Here is an 18,074-nt window from a genome sequence, read left to right as displayed (position 1 = left end):
TCCACGTCGCGTGAGGTGCTTGGCGATGACTCGTCCCACAGTGCAGGTATGCATCGCCGAAGCAAGCGATCTGGAGCGCCTGATCCCGCTCTGGATCGCCCTGCGCACCCAGTCGGGGCAGACCCTGCAGTGGGCTCAGCGCGCGGCCCGCGACGGTCGGATGCAGGCCGCTCTGGCACGGGAGGACGTACGTATCCTGCTGGCCACCTGTGACGGGCAGGACGCCGGATATGCCGTCGCGACGATCAGCCCGCTGTCCGGGCTCGCCGAAGAACAGGCTGTGTGGATCGACCAGATGTGGGTGTCCCCCCAACATCGGGGAGCCGGGGTTGCCAAGGCGCTGCTCGTTCAGGTCTGTGAGCGCGCCGAAGAACTGGGGTGCGCGCAGGTCGTGTGTTTCGTGCCCGTCGCCGAACGCAGCGCCAATCGGTACTTCGCCAAGTTGGGTTTCGCCGGGGTTCTCACCGTCCGCACGACCTCGACGGCGTCATTGCGCCGCACACTCGTCGGTCACGCCGACCCCACCGGCGCGGCAACGGTCCGCCAGCGCCGATCACTGCGGGCCCGATCGCAGGACAAGGTGAAGGTCGCCGGCACCCTCTGACGCGGACGCGCGCGCCTGACCCTCAGGCGCCCGGTGCGGTCTGACGCACCATGCAGGTGATGCGCGAGGTGCACACCCGACGTCCGTCGTCGTCGAGGATCGCCACGTCGTAGGACGCCAGCGTGCGACCGAGCGACAGCGCGGTAGCGGTCGCCGTGACGTAGCCCTCGCGGGCGGCGCGGTGATGGGTAGCACTGATGTCGATCCCGACCGCTATCCCCGTGTCTCCGGCGTGCAGCGCCGCCCCCACTGAACCGACCGTCTCGGCCAACACCACGCTTGCTCCGCCGTGCAGCAGGCCGTAGGGCTGGGTATTGCCGGCGACGGGCATCCGCGCGACGACACGGTTGGGTGAGACCTCCAGGAATTCGATACCCATGCGCTCACCGAGAGCGCCGGCATTCATTCCGTTGAACTGTGCGAGCAGGGCGGCGTTCAGATCGCCGTTGGGCGTGGTGTCGGTCATGGGGCTTAGGCTGCCATGCGTGAAACGGCTGCTGTTGTTGGACGGGCATTCTCTGGCCTACCGGGCGTTCTTCGCGCTGCCCGTGGAGAACTTCTCCACGACGACCGGGCAACCGACAAATGCCGTGTACGGCTTCACCTCGATGCTGATCAACGTGCTGCGCGACGAGGCGCCGACGCACGTCGGGGTTGCCTTCGATGTCTCCCGGCAGACCTTCCGCAGGGAGGAGTACGCGGGGTACAAGGCAACCCGGTCCGCATCTCCGGATGAGTTCAAGGGTCAGGTCTCGCTGGTCCGGGAGGTCCTGGATGCGCTGCGCATCTCCTACGTCGAGATGCCCGGTTACGAAGCTGACGACATCATTGCCACCTTGACCGCCCAGGCCCGGGCCGCAGACTTCGACGAGGTGCTGATCTGCTCCGGTGACCGCGACGCGATTCAGCTGATCGATGAGCGGGTCACATTGCTCTATCCCCGCAAAGGCGTGTCCGACCTGGCGCGGATGACACCCGCCGCGGTGCAGGAGAAGTACGGCGTCCCCCCGCAGCGTTACAGCGATCTCGCGGCGATGGTCGGCGAGACGTCGGACAATCTGCCGGGCGTGCCCGGTGTCGGCCCGAAGACGGCCGCCAAGTGGATCAACCAGTACGGCGACCTGACCGGGGTCGTCGATCACGTCGGCGAGATCAAGGGCAAGGCGGGGGAGTCGCTGCGCGAACATCTGGACGGCGTCCTTCGCAACCGGCACCTGAACCAGTTGCTGGGCGACCTGGAGTTGCCCCTCGAGGTGGACGCGTTGGAGCGGCAGGGGTGGGATCGGGAGGAGGTGCACACCGTTTTCGACGGTCTGGAGTTCCGGGTGCTGCGCGATCGGCTGTTCGCGACCTTGGAGTCAGTGGCGGACGAAGCCACTCCCGGCGCGGGCGTCGAGGTCGACGGCGTTGTCCTCGACAGCGGTGAGGTGCCCGGATGGTTGACCGAGACGGCCGGTCCCGGGGTGCGCTGCGGGGTACACGTGCTCGGCAGCTGGGCCCGCGGGACCGGAGATATGCAGGGCCTCGCGATTGCTCCCGCCGGACGCAACGACGCCGCCTACATCGACCTGGAAACGCTCGCACCCGACGGGGAGTCCGCACTGGCCGCCTGGCTGGCCGACGCCGAACGGCCGAAAGTCCTGCATGACGCGAAAGGGCCGATGCAGGCGCTGCAGGCCCGCGGTCTGCCGCTGCGGGGGATCAGTAGTGACACCGCGCTGGCCGCCTACCTCGTGCGGCCGGACCAGCGCTCCTACGACCTGACCGATCTCGTGCTGCGCCACCTCAAGCGCGAGCTGACCGGCACCCCGGCCAACGCCGCTCAGGGGGTGCTCGACCTCGGTGTCGGCGACCAGCGCAGCGATGAGGCCATGTCGGCTGCCCGGGCCGTGCTCGACCTGTCCACGGCACTGGATGAAGAGCTGGAGAAGATCGGCGAGGGCGCGCTGCTGCGCGATCTGGAGCTGCCGCTCGTGCAGGTGCTCGCCGCCATGGAGCGCGCCGGAATCGGAGTCGACGTGGACGCGATGGAGGTTCTGGAGGGTGACTACGGCGACGGGGTGTCCGCTGCCGCCGCCGATGCCTACGAGGCGATCGACGGGGAACAGATCAATCTGGGATCGCCCAAGCAGCTGCAGGTCGTCTTGTTCGAGACCCTGGGTATGCCGAAGACGAAGCGCACCAAGACCGGGTACACCACCGACGCCGACGCGCTGACCGACCTGTACGCAAAAACCGAGCACCCGTTCCTGGAAGCGCTGTTGCGACACCGGGACAGTTCGCGGCTGCGGGTCACCGTCGAAGGTCTGATGAAGTCGGTGGCCGACGACGGTCGCATCCACACCACCTATCAGCAGACGATCGCCGCGACCGGGCGGCTGTCCTCCACCGACCCGAACCTGCAGAACATCCCCATTCGCACCGAAGCGGGCCGACGTATCCGCGAGGTCTTCGTCGTCGGCGCGGGCTACGAGACGCTGCTGTCGGCTGACTACAGCCAGATCGAGATGCGGATCATGGCGCACCTGTCCGGCGATGAGGGCCTGATCGAGGCATTCCGCACCGGTGAGGATCTACACCGCTTCGTCGGGTCCAGGGTTTTCCACGTGGACCCGCAGGACGTCACGAACGCGATGCGCGCGAAGGTCAAGGCGATGTCGTACGGCCTGGCCTACGGGCTGTCTGCGTTCGGCCTGTCCAAGCAGCTGGCGATCGGCACCGATGAGGCCAAGGGCCTGATGGATGAGTACTTCGCCCGGTTCGGCGGCGTGCGTGACTACCTACGCGAGATCGTCGCGCAGGCCAGCCTGACGGGGTACACCGAGACGATGCTCGGGCGCCGTCGGTATCTACCTGACCTGACGTCGACCAACCGTCAGCGTCGCGACATGGCCGAGCGGATGGCGTTGAACGCCCCCATCCAGGGATCGGCGGCCGACATCATCAAATTGGCGATGTTGCGCGTCGATGCAGCGTTACGGGAGTCCGGCTCGCAGTCTCGGATGCTGCTGCAGGTGCACGACGAGCTGGTGCTGGAAGTGGCCGCGGGCGAACGCGTCGAGCTGGAGGCGTTGGTGCGTCAGGAGATGGGCGCCGCGATCGATCTCACCGTGCCGTTGGACGTCAGCGTGGGCGTCGGCCGATCCTGGCACGACGCTGCTCACTGATCCACGACTCTTTTCAATGGGCCGTCGGCGCATCCTTGGCCATCAGGATGACCGGTGGTTCCTCATCGGGCAGCCATGGCGGCCTGGCGGTTCCGATCTCGCGCCACCCTCGGTGGCGGTAGACCGCGAGCGCGTTGCTGTGCCGTTGCACCACGTCCAGTACCGCGCTGTCGCCGCGACCGAAGATCCAGGCTTCGGCGGTGTCCATCAGCGCCCCGCCGATGCCGGACCCTCTCAGCGTGTGGTCCACGAAGAGCACTGAAACGCAGCCCAGTTCGCGGGCGGCGCGGCCGGTGCCCGCTGACCAGGAGCGGCCCATCTCATCCTCTTCGAGGGTGGTCACCGACACATGGCCGACGACGCGGTCACTCCGGGTCGCAACCCAGGCCATTTCCTCGGTCGTGCGGGCGATGAACTGCTCCACCGGGAACGGCATGGGCCAGCGAAACGGGTAGCGGGACTGGGGTTGCTGGGCGGCCAGGATGCGGGTCAGCTCCGGTAGATCATCCGGGTGTCGTGGGCGGATCACGATCGTGGGCTGCTCCGGCGAATCCATCCGGACATGATGTCCTGCCGGTCCGAAAGGCGCCTCACCGGATGCCTGGGCGAAGGGTGCTTGCGGGGTCGGTGGCGGCAAATTTGCGGCCCGCGGCTTCGTCCGGCGCGGTAACCTCAGCGGCAGCTGTGTGGAAAAGGTGGTGCGTAATGCACAACATGCGGCAACATGAGCAACAGACACGAACAGAATCGGGGAGGTGTCGGATGCACGATCTGTTCATCGACGGAGAATGGCGCAGCGCGGCCTCCGGTGCTGTCCGCGAGATCCATTGTCCGGCCGACGGTTCGCTGGTCGCGACGGTCAGCGAGGCGGGCCGCGAAGACTGCGAACAGGCCATCGCCGCTGCCCGACGCGCGTTCGACTCCGGCCCGTGGCCGCAATTACCCGAGAGGGATCGCGGCGACTTGCTGCGCCGGACAGCTGAACTCCTGGCGGATCGCAAGAATGACTTTGCGCGTGCGGAGGCGCTGGATACCGGCAAGCGTCTGGTCGAGGCCGAATACGACATGGAGGACGTGATCGCCTGTCTACGCCACTACGCGAGCATGGCCGGTGCATCGGCCGGACGTGTCGTGGACACCGGTCGGCGCGACATCGTCAGCCGTATCGAGTATGAACCGGTCGGCGTATGTGCCCTGATCACTCCGTGGAACTACCCCCTCCTGCAGGCGATCTGGAAGATCGCACCGGCGTTGCTCGCGGGCAACACGTTCATCGTCAAGCCCAGTGAGCTCACCCCGTCAACCGCCATCCTGTTCCTGCAGGCCCTGACCGACGCCGGTCTGCCGGCCGGTGTGGGAAACCTGGTCCTGGGGGCTGGTCCCGATACCGGAGCCGTGTTGGCGAGCCATCCGGACGTGGATCTGATCTCCTTCACCGGAGGCCTGGCCACCGGTCGGGCCGTCATGGCGTCGGCGGCTTCGACGATCAAGAAGGTCGCTCTGGAGCTGGGCGGCAAGAATCCGAACATCGTATTCGCCGACGCAGACCGCGAAACCGCGTTGGACCATGCGCTGACGGCGATCTTCCTGCACTCCGGGCAGGTCTGCTCGGCCGGTTCGCGGCTGATCGTGCAGGACAGCATTCACGACGAGTTCGTCGATGAACTGGTCGCGCGGGCCGGCCGGATCCGCCTCGGGGGTCCCTTTGACGAGGCTGCCGAAACCGGCACCCTTGTTTCTGCGGCGCACCGGGAGAAGGTCGAGTCCTATGTTGCGGCAGGTATCGCCGAGGGGGCCGTGCTCCGCTGCGGCGGCGCCCGCCCGGCCGACGACGCGTTGCAGGGCGGGTTCTTCTACCTGCCCACGATCTTCGACGACTGCCACAGCTCGATGCAGATCGTGCAGGAAGAATCGTTCGGTCCGGTGCTCACCGTGGAACGATTCAGCGACGAGGCGCATGCCGTCGCGATCGCGAACGACACGATCTACGGACTCGCCGGCGGCGTCTTCACCGGTGACCCGGGTTGTGGACAACGGGTTGCGCGAGCGCTGCGGCATGGCACGGTGTGGATCAACGACTTCCACCCCTACGTACCGCAAGCCGAATGGGGCGGGTTCAAACGCAGCGGGGTCGGGCGCGAACTCGGTAAGGCGGGTCTGGAGGAGTACCGCGAGACCAAGCACATCTGGCACAACATCGAACCCGCACCGCCGCGTTGGTTCGGCAACGCCGAAGCCTGACACGGAACTCCTAGAAGGTGAGATGCACATGACCGCACCCACGACAGGACCAGTGCGCTCCGACTCCCGCAGTCGCCCGACCGGTGTGTCGGATGTCCAGGAGCCGCTGCTGCGGGTCCGCGACCTGTGGAAGGTGTTCGGCAGGAAGGCCGACGACGTCCCCGCATCGGCGCAGCTACGCGCGCTGTCGCGCCGCGAGCTCATTGACCAGACGGGGTGCACGGCTGCAGTTCGTAACGTGTCCTTCGACGTGCCACGCGGCGAGGTATTCGTCATCATGGGCTTGTCCGGTTCCGGCAAGTCGACCCTGATCCGTTGCCTTTCACGGCTGATCGAACCCACCAGCGGCGAGATCGACCTCGACGGCTCGAACCTGCTGGACGCCAACGACAAGACGTTGCGTGAGATCCGTCGTACCAAGATCTCGATGGTCTTCCAGCACTTCGGTCTGCTGCCGCACCGTAGCGTCACCGAGAACGTCGCCTACGGACTGGAGATCAGGGGAGTCGACAAGGCCAGCCGCTGGGCCCGGGCCCAGGAGGTCATCGACCTCGTGGGTCTGACCGGTTATGAGAAGTCTTTCCCACACGAGTTGTCCGGCGGCATGCAACAGCGGGTGGGTCTGGCACGTGCGCTGGCCGGTGACCCGGAACTGCTGATGTTCGACGAGCCCTTCTCAGCACTCGACCCGCTGATCCGCCGCGACATGCAGGCGGAGGTCATCCGGTTGCATCACGACATGGGTAAGACGATGGTTTTCGTGACGCATGATCTGTCCGAGGCCCTCAAGCTCGGTGACCGCATCCTCATCATGCGCGACGGGGCGGCCATCCAACTCGGAACCGGCGATGAGTTGGTCGGTAATCCCGCCGACGACTATGTGCGGGATTTCGTGCGGGACGTCGCTCGTCAGGACGTCCTGACGATGCGGTGGATCGCGACGCCTGAGCAGCCGGGCGAGCGCACCGACGGTCCGACGGTTGCCAGTCGAACGGTGATCCGGGACGCAATACGTCAGATCCTGGAATCGGATGCACGGTTGCGTGTTGTCGACGGTGATCGGGTCATCGGCTACGTCGGGCGCGAGGAGCTGGCTACGGTGCTGTCGCGGGAACCGGTATGACCACCGGCGCGGTGCCGCTCGGTGCTTTCACCACCAAGCTACGCGCGCGGTGGGCATGGATCGGGCTCGGTGCGGCGTGGATCGTGCTGTACCTGGCTTTCCGCGGGCAGCAGACGCTGCCCCTCGCGACGGCTTCCACGACACCGCTGCACGATCGGCTGAACACCGTCAACGACAACATCGCGGGCGGCCGCAACAGCAACCCGATCTTCGTCTACGGGATCAACTACATCCAGATCGGCATCACGAACTTCGTCACGTTCATCCAGTCGTTGATATCCCAACCCGGCTTCGGCCGGCCGGCCCCGCTGATCGGCTGGCTGGGTGTCATCGCCCTGGTCGTGTTCATCACCTGGCTGGCCACGACCTGGCGGTATGCGTTGTTCGCGGGTGCTGGCTTCTTCTTCCTGGGGCTGCAGGGTCTGTGGCAGGAGAGCATGGACACCCTCGCGCTGACACTGGGGGCAGTGCTCATAGCAGTCGTTATCGGAATCCCGCTCGGGATCTGGATCGGGCGGCACGACACCCCGCGTCGCCTCGTGCTTCCGGTGCTGGACTTTCTGCAGACGATGCCCAGCTTCGTCTATCTGGCGCCGTTGACGTTGCTCTTCCTGATCGGGCCGGCATCGGCGACGGTGGCCACGTTGATCTTCGCGATCCCGCCGGTCATCCGACTGACCGACCTCGGTATCCGCGGGGTGTCGCTGACGACGGTCGAGGCAGCTGAGTCGCTGGGCTCCACGCGCAACCAGACCTTGCGCAAGGTGCTGTTGCCGATGTCGACCCGCACCATCGTGTTGGGGATCAACCAGACGATGATGGCGGCGCTGTCGATGGTGACCATTGCGGCGTTGATCTCCGCCCCAGGCCTGGGTCAGACGGTGATCAGGGCGTTGCAGACACTGAATGTGGGAGACGCCGTCAACGGTGGCCTGGCGATCGTCGTCCTCGCCGTCGTGTTGGACCGCACCACGACAGCGGTCAGCAGACGGTCCAGTCGGTCCGGCCCCCAACGGGTGCTCGGCACCCGTACCCGACGTGCGGCGGTCCTCGCCGGGGTGGTTGTGGTGGGCATCGCGGTCTACGACTCGGCCACGTTCGTCTGGGCGTCGGTCTTCCCCGACTCCCTCAACATCGGTCCGCAGATCGTGACCGGGGCATCGAGCGCGTCCGACTGGGTGCAGACGACCTTTTCCGGAGTCACGAACGGTGTCCGGGACGGCCTGACCGTGGCGGTCCTCAACCCGTTGCAGTCGCTACTCACCGGGTCACCGTTCTGGTTGGTGATCGGGGTGATGGCCGTCGCGGCGGCGTTGATGGGCGGCCGCTGGGCTGTGGTCGCCACCGTTGTCTGTCTGCTGCTGGTGGTGATGCTGGGTGTCTGGCAGGACGCGATGGCAACATTGGCGATGACCCTGGTCGCCACTGCCCTGACCATGATCGTCGGCATCGTGCTCGGCGTGTGGATGGGTCGCGATCGCCGGGTCGAGCGGATCATCCGCCCCATCCTGGACGGATTCCAGGTCATGCCGGCCTTCGTGTACCTCGTACCTTTCCTCGCGTTGTTCGGAGCCTCCCGCTTTACCGCGATTGCCGCCGCGATGGCTTTCGCCATACCCGTCACGGTCAAGGTGGTGGCGGACGGTATTCAGGGGGTTCCGGCCGAGACCGTCGAAGCGGCGACATCCTCCGGGGCGAGCACCTGGCAGCTGATCAGCCAGGTACAGCTGCCGATGGCGGCGAAGTCTCTTGCGCTGGCGACCAACCAGGGGCTGATCTATGTGTTGTCGATGGTGGTGGTGGGCGGAATGGTCGGTGCCGGAGCCCTGGGATACGACGTATACAACGGTTTCGTCCAGCAGTCCATCTTCGGCAAGGGTCTCGCGGCCGGACTCGCGATCGTGCTCCTCGGGGTGTTCCTGGACCGCATCACCCAGAGCGCAGCACGCCGTATCGACCCCAGCAGGGCATCCTGACCTGACTGCGCACTTTCGCTCTGGCTCCACTTATCCCGAAAAAGGAGATTGTCATGCAACGCAATCACATCCGTTCCGGCGCAGTGACCTTCGCTGTGCTGGCGCTTGGACTGACAGCCTGCGGCGGAGCCAAGGTCGGCGCTGCAGCAGGTGGATCAGGCTCCGCCAAGACCGCTGCCAAGGGCGCGCCCTGCGGCGCCATCAACCTGGCGATGAACGACTGGGTCGGCTACACCGCGGATGCTGCCGTGTACACCGAGGTCGCCACCAAGGCGTTGGGCTGCCAGGTCAAGCAGATCCCGCTCGCGGAGCAGGTTGCCTGGAAGGGCTTCTCCACCGGTCAGATCGACCTCATCATGGAGAACTGGGGGCACGAAGATCTGGTGAAGCAGTACATCACCGACCAGAAGGTCGCCAAGGACCTCGGGCCCACCGGCAACGTGGGGCAGATCGGGTGGTACGTGCCGCCGTGGATGGTCGCGAAGTACCCGGGCATCACCGACTGGAAGAACCTCAACAAATACGCGAGCTTGTTCAAGACCTCCGAATCGGGCGGCAAGGGCCAGCTGCTCGACGGCGACCCGGCATTCGTGACCAACGATGCTGCCCTGGTCAAGAACCTCAAACTGAACTACAAGGTCGTCTACGCCGGTAGCGAGGCGGCGCTGATCACCTCCTTCCGCCAGGCTCAGGCCAAGAAGACCCCCATGCTGGGGTACTTCTACAGCCCGCAGTGGTTCCTGTCGGAGGTGGCACTGAAGAAGGTGACTCTGCCCGCGTACACGGCCGGTTGCGACGCCAAGGCTCAGGACGTCAAGTGCGACTACCCCGATTACAAGCTCAACAAGATCGCCTCGACCCGGTTGGAGACCGGCAACCCGGCGGCCTTCAAGCTCGCGCAGGCCTTCAAGTGGACCAATGCCGACCAGAACGTCATTGCGCGCTACATCGCCGAGGACAAGATGACCCCTGCCGCGGCCGCGCAGAAGTGGGTCGCCGCCAACCCCGCGAAGGTGAATGCCTGGCTGGCCGGTATCCCCGGTGCCAAGAAATTCTGACCGAAATCCCGACCTCACACACGGAGTTGCCATGACTGGTCCCACGGTCGTCATCATCGGCGCGGGCGTCGTCGGCGCAGCGCTCGCCGATGAGCTCACCCTGAAGGGATGGACCGACGTCACCGTCGTCGATCAGGGCGAGTTACCGGCGACGGGTGGTTCGAGCTCGCATGCACCGGGTCTGGTGTTCCAGGCCAGCCCGACCAAGCTGCTGACCGACCTGGCCCGCTACACCGTTGAGAAGTACCGCGGTCTCACGGTCGACGGTGCGTCGTGTTTCCTGCAGGTCGGTGGCCTGGAGGTCGCCACGACGCCGGAGCGCCTGCAGGAGCTGCACCGGCGCCACGGATGGCTGTCGTCCTGGGGTGTGCACGCGGAGGTACTGGACGCGCAGTCAACTCTGCAGCGGTATCCGTTACTCGATGGCGATCAGGTGCTCGGTGGGCTGTTCGTGCCCACCGACGGCCTGGCGCGTGCGGTGCAGGGCGTGCAGGCGCAGTTGGACCGCGCCGCGGGCGCGGGCGCGCGGCTGCTCGGGCAGCACGAGGTGAAGGAGGTGTTGGTCACCGGGGGCGCTGTGCGCGCGGTGCTCACCGATCACGGTGAGATCCCGGCCGACATCGTGGTGTGCTGTGCCGGCATCTGGGGTCCGAAAGTGGCCGCGATGGTCGGCCTGAGCCTGCCGTTGACCCCGTTGGGGCACCAGATGGCCTGGACCGCACCGGTGCCCGCGCTCGCCGGCCGCACCCAGGAGGCGACCCTGCCGATCCTGCGTCATCAGGGCCAGGACCTGTACTACCGGGAGAAGTTCGACCGGTTCGGGGTCGGTTACTACGGACACCGGGCGATGCCGCTGGACGCGAACGACATCGCGTCCTGGTCGAAGGATGCACCGATGCCGTCGGTGCTGCAGTTCACCCCTGAGGACTTCGCTCCGGCCTGGGAGCAGACGCAGGCCCTGCTGCCGGCGCTGCGGGAAACCAGCATCGAGTCCGGCTTCAACGGGCTGTTCTCCTTCACCACCGACGGCATGCCGCTGATCGGACAGGCGCCGGACGTAGCCGGTTTCTGGGTCGCAGAGGCAGTGTGGGTGACCCACTCGGCGGGGGTCGGTCGCGCCGTGGCCGAGCTCCTGGTCGATGGGGTGTGCACCTCGTTCGACCTGCATGAGTGCGACCTGGCGCGTTTCGAGCCGCATCAGACCGCACCGGACTATGTGCTGGCCCGCGACTGCCGCAACTTCGATGAGGTCTACGACATCCTGCATCCCCTGCAGCCGCCGAGCGATCTACGACCGTTACGGGTCAGCCCGTTCTACCGCCGGCAGCAGGAGCTGGGAGCACAGTTCCTGGAAGCGGCCGGATGGGAACGTCCGCAGTGGTACGAAGCGAACAAGGCCCTGGACGAGGACGCAGATATTCCCGATCTCGGGGAGTGGGCCGCGCGGTACTGGTCGCCGATCGTGGCTGCCGAAGCGCAGGCCACCCGCAGGACGGTCGCGATGTACGACATGACCGCGCTGAAGCGCCTTGAGGTCACCGGGCCGGGCGCGACAGCGTTCCTGGGGCGGTTGGTCACGGCCAATGTTGCGAAATCAGTCGGCGCGGTCACCTACTGCCTGATGCTGGACCACGACGGCGGCATTCGCAGTGACATCACCGTCGCTCGGCTGGGGGTCGACCACTACCAGGTGGGCGCGAACGGGAACGCGGACCTGGCGTGGATGCAGCGTCACCTGCTACCCGACGGATCCGCACAGGTGCGCGACATCACGGCGGGCACCTGTTGCATCGGGCTGTGGGGTCCGAATGCCCGCAAGGTGCTGCAGCCGTTGACCGACGTCGATCTCGGCCCGGACGGTTTGAAATACTTCCGGGGGGTCAGTTGCTACGTGGGTCCGGTCGCCGTGACCGCACTCCGATTGTCGTATGTCGGTGAGCTGGGTTGGGAGCTGTACACCACCGCGGATCAGGGCGAGCGGCTCTGGGACATCCTCTTCGAGGCGGGCCAGGAGCACGGGATCATCGCTGCCGGGCGAGGCGCATTCACCAGCCTGCGCCTGGAGAAGGGGTACCGGTCCTACGGGTCGGACATGACCGCTGAACACGACCCCTATGCAGCCGGTGTCGGATTCGCCGTGCGCTCCGAGCGCGACTTCATCGGCAGGGACGCTCTGCTGGCGCGCAAGGACCGCTCGCACCGGCAGCTCACGTGTCTGGTGCTCAGCGAACCTGGCGAGACCGCCTCGGGGAAGGAGCCGGTCTACGACGGTGACACCTGTGTCGGGTACGTGACGAGTGCCGCGTACGGGCACACGATCGGCTCCGGTGTGGCGTACGCCTGGCTGCCGAATGCGCTGACCACGGTGGGAACGCGGCTGCAGATCGGCTACTTCGACCGCAGACTGGACGCGGTGGTGGCAGCGGAGCCGCTGGTGGATCCGGGGATGGAGCGGCTGCGGGGCTAGTGCGGCACGGGTGGGAAATAGCCCAGGCGGCTGCTGATCTGGTCGGCCGCCCGGCAGACCGCAGCCACCAGCTGCGTGGTGCGGTCGACGTCGAAGCGGTATGCGGGCCCGGACACCGACAGCGCCGCGACGATCGCGCCGGTGTGGTCGCGCAGCGGCGCCGCAATCGCCCTCAATCCGACCTCCAGCTCCTCATCGGTGCTGGCGTACCCCGACTGGGTGACCGTCAGCAGCTCCTTGTCCAGCGCCGAGCGGGTGGTGATGGTGCGGTCGGTGAACCGGACCAGTTGCAGGGTCATCATGCGACGTTGTTCTGCGTCCAGATTTGCGAGCAGGATCTTCCCGCTGGAGGTGGCATGCGGTGGCGTGAGTTCGCCGATCCAGTTGTGCGCAGCAACCGCCGACCGGCCGATCGACTGCCCGACATTGACGACGTACCCCTGACGCAACACGGCAACGTTGATGGTCTCGTCCAGCTCGAGCGCCAGAGCGTCCATGACCGGTCGTGCCTGGCGGACCAGATCCAGGCGGCCGGGGATGGAATTGGACAGGCGCAGCATTCCGAAACCCAGCTCGTAGTGACCGCGGTCTTCGCCCTGGCGGACCAGATCGTGCTCTTCCAGGGCGGCCAGCAGCCGGAAGGCCGTCGACTTGTGCACCCCGATCTCGTCGGCTACCTCGCTGACTCCGGCACTGCCGCGGGCAGCGAGGATCTCCAGCACTGTGATCGCCCGGTCCACCGACTGCACACCGCCCAGTCCGCGGCTCTCCTTACCGCCCTGATCTGCCCCCTCGACGCTCATGGCGCAACTATAGATCCGTTGAAACCAGCAGGAATGAAGCGATCGAAGTTGCACTATGTGAGAGCTGGTGCATATGACGCTTACATTGCTACTCTCGATACGGCGGTGACGGCGGGTTCGACCTCGTGATGTGTGGAGAATCGATGGACAACGGGACACAGCAGTACGACGACATCGTCGTGGGTGGTGGATCCGCCGGTAGCGTGCTGGCCCGGCGACTGAGTGAGGACCCTTCCAGGCGGGTCCTCGTACTCGAGGCGGGACGGATGGATTCGCTGTGGGATGTCTTCATCCATATGCCGGCCGCCCTCCCGTTCCCGATCGGCAGCAGGTTCTACGACTGGCGATACGAGTCCGAACCCGAGCCGAAGATGGGTGGGCGGCGGATCTATCACGCGCGCGGCAAAGTACTCGGCGGCAGCAGCAGCATCAACGGCATGATCTTCCAGCGCGGAAATCCGATGGACTACGAGCGTTGGGCGACCGTGCCGGGCATGCAGGATTGGGACTACGCGCACTGTCTGCCTTACTTCCGCAAGATGGAAAATTGCCTCGCGGCGGCCCCTGACGACCCTTTCCACGGGCACGACGGTCCACTGATTCTGGAGCGTGGCCCGGCGACGAATCCGTTGTTCGAGGCCTTCTTCGCGGCGGCCGAGCAGGCGGGTTACCCCAGGACCGGTGACGTCAACGGCTATCGCCAGGACGGTTTCGCGCCGTTCGATCGCAATATCCACCGTGGCCGCCGACTGTCGGCTGCTCGGGCCTACCTGCACCCGGTGATGGGAGCACCCAACCTCACGGTGCGCACCCGCGCCCTGGCCACCGCGATCGTCTTCGATGGCACCCGCGCGGTCGGGGTGACCTACGACCGGGGGCGGCACCGGGGCATCCAGGCCCGCGCGCAGCGGGTCATCCTGTGTGGCGGTGCCATCAATTCCCCGCAGCTGCTGCAGTTGTCCGGGGTCGGTAACTCCGCAGAGCTGGCCGCGCTCGGGATACCGGTAGTGCACCACCTGCCCGGTGTGGGAGAGAACCTGCAGGACCACCTGGAGGTCTATATCCAGCATGCAGCCAAACAGCCCGTCACGATGCAGCGTTACCTCAAACACCGCTACAAGCCATGGATCGGTGCGCAGTGGCTGTTCGCGCGTAAGGGCCCAGGCGCTACGAACCACTTCGAGGGTGGTGGTTTCGTGCGCAGCAACGACCAGGTCGCCTACCCCAACCTGATGTTCCACTTCCTGCCGATCGCAGTGCGTTACGACGGGTCGGCTCCTGAAGGCGGCGAGGGCTACCAGGTGCATGTCGGTCCGATGTACGCCGACACCATCGGTTCGGTGAAGATCACCAGTCGTGATCCGCGGGTGAAACCGGCGTTGCGCTTCAACTACCTGTCCACCGAGAACGACCGCCGCGAATGGCTGGAGGCCGTCCGGACAGCTCGCCGGATCCTGGCCCAGCCGGCGCTCGCGCCGTTCAGCGCCGGGGAGATCTCGCCCGGACCGCAGGTCACTTCCGATGAGCAGATCCTGGACTGGGTGGCCAAGGATGCCGAGACCGCGCTGCACCCCTCCTGCTCGCTGCGAATGGGTACCGACGACATGGCCGTGGTCGATCCGGCCACCATGGCGGTGCACGGGCTGCAGGGCCTCTACGTCGCCGATGCCTCGGTCATGCCCTTCGTGACGAACGGCAACATCTACGCACCCGTGGTGATGCTCGCCGAGAAGGCCGCCGACCTGTTGCGCGGACGGACGCCCCTGGCGGCGCAGGACACGACGTTCTACCGCGCTGGAACCGGCATGCCGCTGGAACCGCCGTCCCTGCAATCCGTCCCGAGGTGAACCCCATGCTGAGAGTGTGCCCATTGGCTGCGCTGGCGCCCGGCGATGCGCTGCGGGTGGCGGCAGATCCGCCGATAGCTGTCTTTCACACCGAAGACGGCGACTTGTTTGCAATCGACGACACGTGCACCCACCAGGACGCGTCATTGGCCGACGGGTGGGTAGAGGGCTGCGAGGTGGAATGCCCGCTGCATGCATCGCGCTTCGACCTGCGCACCGGCGCCGTCGATGCGCCGCCGGCCAAGCGCCCGGTACGGGCGCATCGGGTTGTCGTCGTCGATGGTGAGATTCAGGTCGAACTATCCACCCAGCAGCCGAACCTGCCACCCGGATTGAGCCTCGGATCGGTATGACACCGCATCGAGTGACGATCGTCGGTGCCTCCCTGGCCGGTCTGAGCACCGCCCGCGCCTTGCGGGCGGAGGGCTTCGACGGGGACATCACGCTGATCGGAGACGAACGGCACGCGCCCTACGACCGGCCACCGCTGTCGAAGCAATTTCTGGCCGGGACGATGGGCGTGGCTGATCTCGCCCTGGAGGATGAAACCGAGTCGCTCGGTTTGCAGTACCTGCTGGGCGATGCCGCCGTCGATCTCGCTGCTGACCGCACCGTCACGCTCGCCGACGGTCGGCAGGTGTTCGGCGACGCCGTGGTGCTCGCGACGGGTGCCCGGGCCCGCACCCTGCCATGTGGTCCGGGGCTGGCGGGCATTCACACCCTGCGCACTCTCGATGACGCCTTTGCACTGTCGGCCGACCTGCAGATCAGCCGTCGCCTCGTGGTCATCGGAGCCGGTTTCATCGGTTCGGAAATCGCGTCGTCTGCGCACGAACTCGGACTGCAGGTGACGGTGGTGGAGGCTGCGCCCACGCCCTTGGCGGGTCCGCTCGGCGTATTTCTAGGTGCCGTGGTCGCTCGTGTCCATGAACGCGCGGGCGTCCGACTTCTCACCGGTGCGGCGCCGGTCGGGATGACCGGTGAGACCCGGGTGCGACAGGTGCAGCTGGCCGACGGTGAGGTGCTGACGGCTGACGTCGTGGTGGTGGGGGTGGGCGCCGTACCCAACGTCGAGTGGCTCGGGTCGACGGGCCTGGATCTACGGGGCGGCGTGCGGTGCGACGCCGCGGGCTTCACCGGCATCGACGGCGTCTACGCCGTCGGTGACTGCGCGACCTGGTTCGATGAGCAGGTCGGCAGACATCGACGCGTCGAACACTGGACGGGAGCTCACGAGCGCCCCGCGTTGATCAGTCAGCAGCTCCTGCACGGCGGCGCCATCGGGAAGGTGAAACCCGTGTATTTCTGGTCGGACCAGTACGGGTCGCGCATTCAGTTCGCAGGCACCATCGATGGTCACGACGAGGTGAGTGTCGAGGCCGGCGACCTGGATTCGGGCAGCTTTCTGGCGGTCTACCGACGTGCGGGAGAGCCGATCGGTGTCGTCGGGATCGATCAGGTGCAGCTGTTCGGGCGTTGGCGGCGTTCGCTGTCGGGTTACCGGCCGGCGGTGCCGGCCGGATGACGCTCCTACCCGACTACCGCTCAGTTCCGTTGAAAACACTGTTGATCGAAGGAGTGACGTGACCGACACCGTGCAGTCCACCCCGTCAGCGAGCGAGCCCAGCAGCCGGGCCGGCGCCAGCCTGATCTCCACGCTGCCCGGTCATACCTATGTGGATCCCACGTACTTCGCTCGCGAGCAGGAGCGCATTTTCGAGCAACTGTGGTGCTGCGCGGTCAGCAGCGCAGACCTGCCTGCACCGGGTTCTTTCCGGACGGTGCAGATCGGTCGCGAGAGCATTCTGCTGACCCGTAACCGCACAGGGCAGGCGCGGGCCTACTTCAACATCTGCCGACACCGCGGCGCCCGGTTGTGTGTGCACGAGTCAGGACAGGTCCAACGCGCGTTCCAATGCCCGTACCACGCCTGGACCTATGACCTGGACGGCAAGCTGATCGCGGCGCCGAACCTGACCAAGATGCCCGACATAGACCGGGTCGACTACGGGTTGCGCGCTATTCACGTCCGGGAGTGGCTGGGGTACGTGTGGGTGTGTCTGGCGGACCAGGCGCCTGACTTCACCGCCTCGGTGCAGCAGGAGGTGGTCGACCGGCTGGGCGACCTGGAGTCGATCGAGCGCTACGACATCGAGAATCTCGCGCTGGGACGCAGGATCGTCTACGACGTGCGGGCCAACTGGAAACTGATCATCGAGAACTTCATGGAGTGCTATCACTGCGCGACGATCCACCCTGAGCTGACCGAGGTACTGCCGGAGTTCGCCGACGGATACGCCGCGCAGTATTTCGTCGGACACGGCGCGCAGTTCGGCGAGCAGATCCAGGGATTCACGGTGGACGGTTCGCAGGGCCTGGACCGGATACCGGGGGTGAGTCAGGAGCAGGATCGGCGCTACTACGCCATCACGGTGCGTCCGCAGGTCTTCATCAACCTGGTGCCCGACCACGTGATCGTGCACCGGATGTTCCCGATGGCGCCCGATCGCACCATCGTGGAGTGTGACTGGCTCTACCTGCCGGGCGTCGTCGAAAGTGGAAAGGACCTGGACGCGTCCGTGGAGTTGTTCGACCGCGTCAACAGGCAGGACTTCGACGCCTGCGAACGGTGCCAGCCGGCGATGAGTTCGCGGATGTACGCGAACGGTGGCGTTCTCGTACCCAGCGAGCATCACATCGCGGCATTCCACGACTGGGTGCAGTCGCGTGTCACCGACCCGGCCTGACAGCACCGACCAACCCGCGTCGATCGGTCGGTCCGGGGCGT

General features: G+C 66.2%; 14 protein-coding genes. 11 read left to right on the top strand and 3 right to left on the bottom strand.

Translation table 11 applies throughout. The features are described from left to right. Positions 1 to 25 precede the first annotated feature (25 nt). Positions 26 to 604, top strand: coding sequence for a GNAT family N-acetyltransferase (locus tag V3G39_12295; protein ID XAS75439.1), 579 nt, complete (start codon positions 26 to 28; stop codon positions 602 to 604). Positions 605 to 626: 22 nt separating this feature from the next. Here V3G39_12295 and V3G39_12290 read toward each other — a convergent pair whose 3' ends face one another. Beyond that, complete coding sequence (locus V3G39_12290) at positions 627 to 1,010, bottom strand: PaaI family thioesterase (GenBank protein ID XAS78231.1); 384 nt, start codon at positions 1,008 to 1,010, stop codon at positions 627 to 629. 79 nt (positions 1,011 to 1,089) lie between these two features. Here V3G39_12290 and polA point away from each other — a divergent pair, with 79 nt between their 5' ends. Further along, complete coding sequence (polA, locus tag V3G39_12285) at positions 1,090 to 3,771, top strand: DNA polymerase I (protein ID XAS75438.1); 2,682 nt, start codon at positions 1,090 to 1,092, stop codon at positions 3,769 to 3,771. Between the two features lie 13 nt (positions 3,772 to 3,784). Here polA and V3G39_12280 read toward each other — a convergent pair whose 3' ends face one another. Then, positions 3,785 to 4,327, bottom strand: a complete 543-nt coding sequence (locus tag V3G39_12280) for a GNAT family N-acetyltransferase (GenBank protein ID XAS75437.1) — start codon at positions 4,325 to 4,327, stop codon at positions 3,785 to 3,787. Positions 4,328 to 4,533: 206 nt separating this feature from the next. On the opposite strand from V3G39_12280, the gene V3G39_12275 reads away from it, so the two are divergent. From V3G39_12275 to V3G39_12255, 5 genes are read left to right on the top strand one after another with little or no spacing between them, the layout of a single operon-like run. Further along, on the top strand, positions 4,534 to 6,012 hold the full coding sequence (locus V3G39_12275) for an aldehyde dehydrogenase family protein (protein XAS75436.1): 1,479 nt from the start codon (positions 4,534 to 4,536) through the stop codon (positions 6,010 to 6,012). Positions 6,013 to 6,040: 28 nt separating this feature from the next. Then, positions 6,041 to 7,135 (top strand): glycine betaine/L-proline ABC transporter ATP-binding protein, encoded by a 1,095-nt coding sequence (locus tag V3G39_12270; protein XAS75435.1) that lies wholly within the window; start codon positions 6,041 to 6,043, stop codon positions 7,133 to 7,135. Beyond that, positions 7,132 to 9,111: an ABC transporter permease subunit gene (locus V3G39_12265; protein ID XAS75434.1), complete on the top strand. Its 1,980-nt coding sequence runs from the start codon at positions 7,132 to 7,134 to the stop codon at positions 9,109 to 9,111. The genes V3G39_12270 and V3G39_12265 overlap by 4 nt, the downstream gene beginning before the upstream one ends. 53 nt (positions 9,112 to 9,164) lie before the next feature. Next, on the top strand, positions 9,165 to 10,169 hold the full coding sequence (locus V3G39_12260) for an ABC transporter substrate-binding protein (protein XAS75433.1): 1,005 nt from the start codon (positions 9,165 to 9,167) through the stop codon (positions 10,167 to 10,169). Between the two features lie 31 nt (positions 10,170 to 10,200). After that, entirely contained in the window at positions 10,201 to 12,636 is a 2,436-nt protein-coding gene (locus V3G39_12255; protein XAS75432.1) for an FAD-dependent oxidoreductase, read from the top strand. Here V3G39_12255 and V3G39_12250 read toward each other — a convergent pair. Next, positions 12,633 to 13,439 (bottom strand): IclR family transcriptional regulator, encoded by an 807-nt coding sequence (locus V3G39_12250; GenBank protein XAS75431.1) that lies wholly within the window; start codon positions 13,437 to 13,439, stop codon positions 12,633 to 12,635. The genes V3G39_12255 and V3G39_12250 overlap by 4 nt on opposite strands. Before the next feature lie 143 nt (positions 13,440 to 13,582). Between V3G39_12250 and betA the strand changes: the two genes are divergently transcribed. From betA to V3G39_12230, 4 genes are read left to right on the top strand one after another with little or no spacing between them, the layout of a single operon-like run. Continuing rightward, on the top strand, positions 13,583 to 15,286 hold the full coding sequence (gene betA, locus V3G39_12245) for a choline dehydrogenase (protein ID XAS75430.1): 1,704 nt from the start codon (positions 13,583 to 13,585) through the stop codon (positions 15,284 to 15,286). Between the two features lie 5 nt (positions 15,287 to 15,291). Continuing rightward, positions 15,292 to 15,639, top strand: a complete 348-nt coding sequence (locus tag V3G39_12240; protein XAS75429.1) for a bifunctional 3-phenylpropionate/cinnamic acid dioxygenase ferredoxin subunit — start codon at positions 15,292 to 15,294, stop codon at positions 15,637 to 15,639. Next, a complete protein-coding gene (locus V3G39_12235) occupies positions 15,636 to 16,811 on the top strand; it encodes an FAD-dependent oxidoreductase (protein XAS75428.1) in 1,176 nt (391 codons plus the stop codon). Before V3G39_12240 ends, V3G39_12235 begins: the two co-directional genes overlap by 4 nt. 58 nt (positions 16,812 to 16,869) lie before the next feature. Beyond that, on the top strand, positions 16,870 to 18,033 hold the full coding sequence (locus V3G39_12230; GenBank protein XAS75427.1) for an aromatic ring-hydroxylating dioxygenase subunit alpha: 1,164 nt from the start codon (positions 16,870 to 16,872) through the stop codon (positions 18,031 to 18,033). Positions 18,034 to 18,074 lie beyond the last annotated feature (41 nt).

Source organism: Dermatophilaceae bacterium Sec6.4, from assembly GCA_039636865.1.
Classification (GTDB): domain Bacteria; phylum Actinomycetota; class Actinomycetes; order Actinomycetales; family Dermatophilaceae; genus Allobranchiibius.
The sequence above is the reverse complement of the archived record's forward strand: the minus strand, read 5'-3'. Positions and strand labels throughout refer to the sequence as shown.

Coding starts and splice junctions, on each gene's coding strand:
- V3G39_12270 (XAS75435.1), top strand. CDS start 6,041: ATGACCGCACCCACGACAGGACCAGTGCGCTCCGACTCCCGCAGTCGC.
- V3G39_12235 (XAS75428.1), top strand. CDS start 15,636: ATGACACCGCATCGAGTGACGATCGTCGGTGCCTCCCTGGCCGGTCTG.
- betA (XAS75430.1), top strand. CDS start 13,583: ATGGACAACGGGACACAGCAGTACGACGACATCGTCGTGGGTGGTGGA.
- V3G39_12265 (XAS75434.1), top strand. CDS start 7,132: ATGACCACCGGCGCGGTGCCGCTCGGTGCTTTCACCACCAAGCTACGC.
- V3G39_12290 (XAS78231.1), bottom strand. CDS start 1,010: ATGAATGCCGGCGCTCTCGGTGAGCGCATGGGTATCGAATTCCTGGAG.
- V3G39_12240 (XAS75429.1), top strand. CDS start 15,292: ATGCTGAGAGTGTGCCCATTGGCTGCGCTGGCGCCCGGCGATGCGCTG.
- V3G39_12260 (XAS75433.1), top strand. CDS start 9,165: ATGCAACGCAATCACATCCGTTCCGGCGCAGTGACCTTCGCTGTGCTG.
- V3G39_12280 (XAS75437.1), bottom strand. CDS start 4,327: ATGGATTCGCCGGAGCAGCCCACGATCGTGATCCGCCCACGACACCCG.
- V3G39_12250 (XAS75431.1), bottom strand. CDS start 13,439: ATGAGCGTCGAGGGGGCAGATCAGGGCGGTAAGGAGAGCCGCGGACTG.
- V3G39_12275 (XAS75436.1), top strand. CDS start 4,534: ATGCACGATCTGTTCATCGACGGAGAATGGCGCAGCGCGGCCTCCGGT.
- V3G39_12295 (XAS75439.1), top strand. CDS start 26: ATGACTCGTCCCACAGTGCAGGTATGCATCGCCGAAGCAAGCGATCTG.
- V3G39_12255 (XAS75432.1), top strand. CDS start 10,201: ATGACTGGTCCCACGGTCGTCATCATCGGCGCGGGCGTCGTCGGCGCA.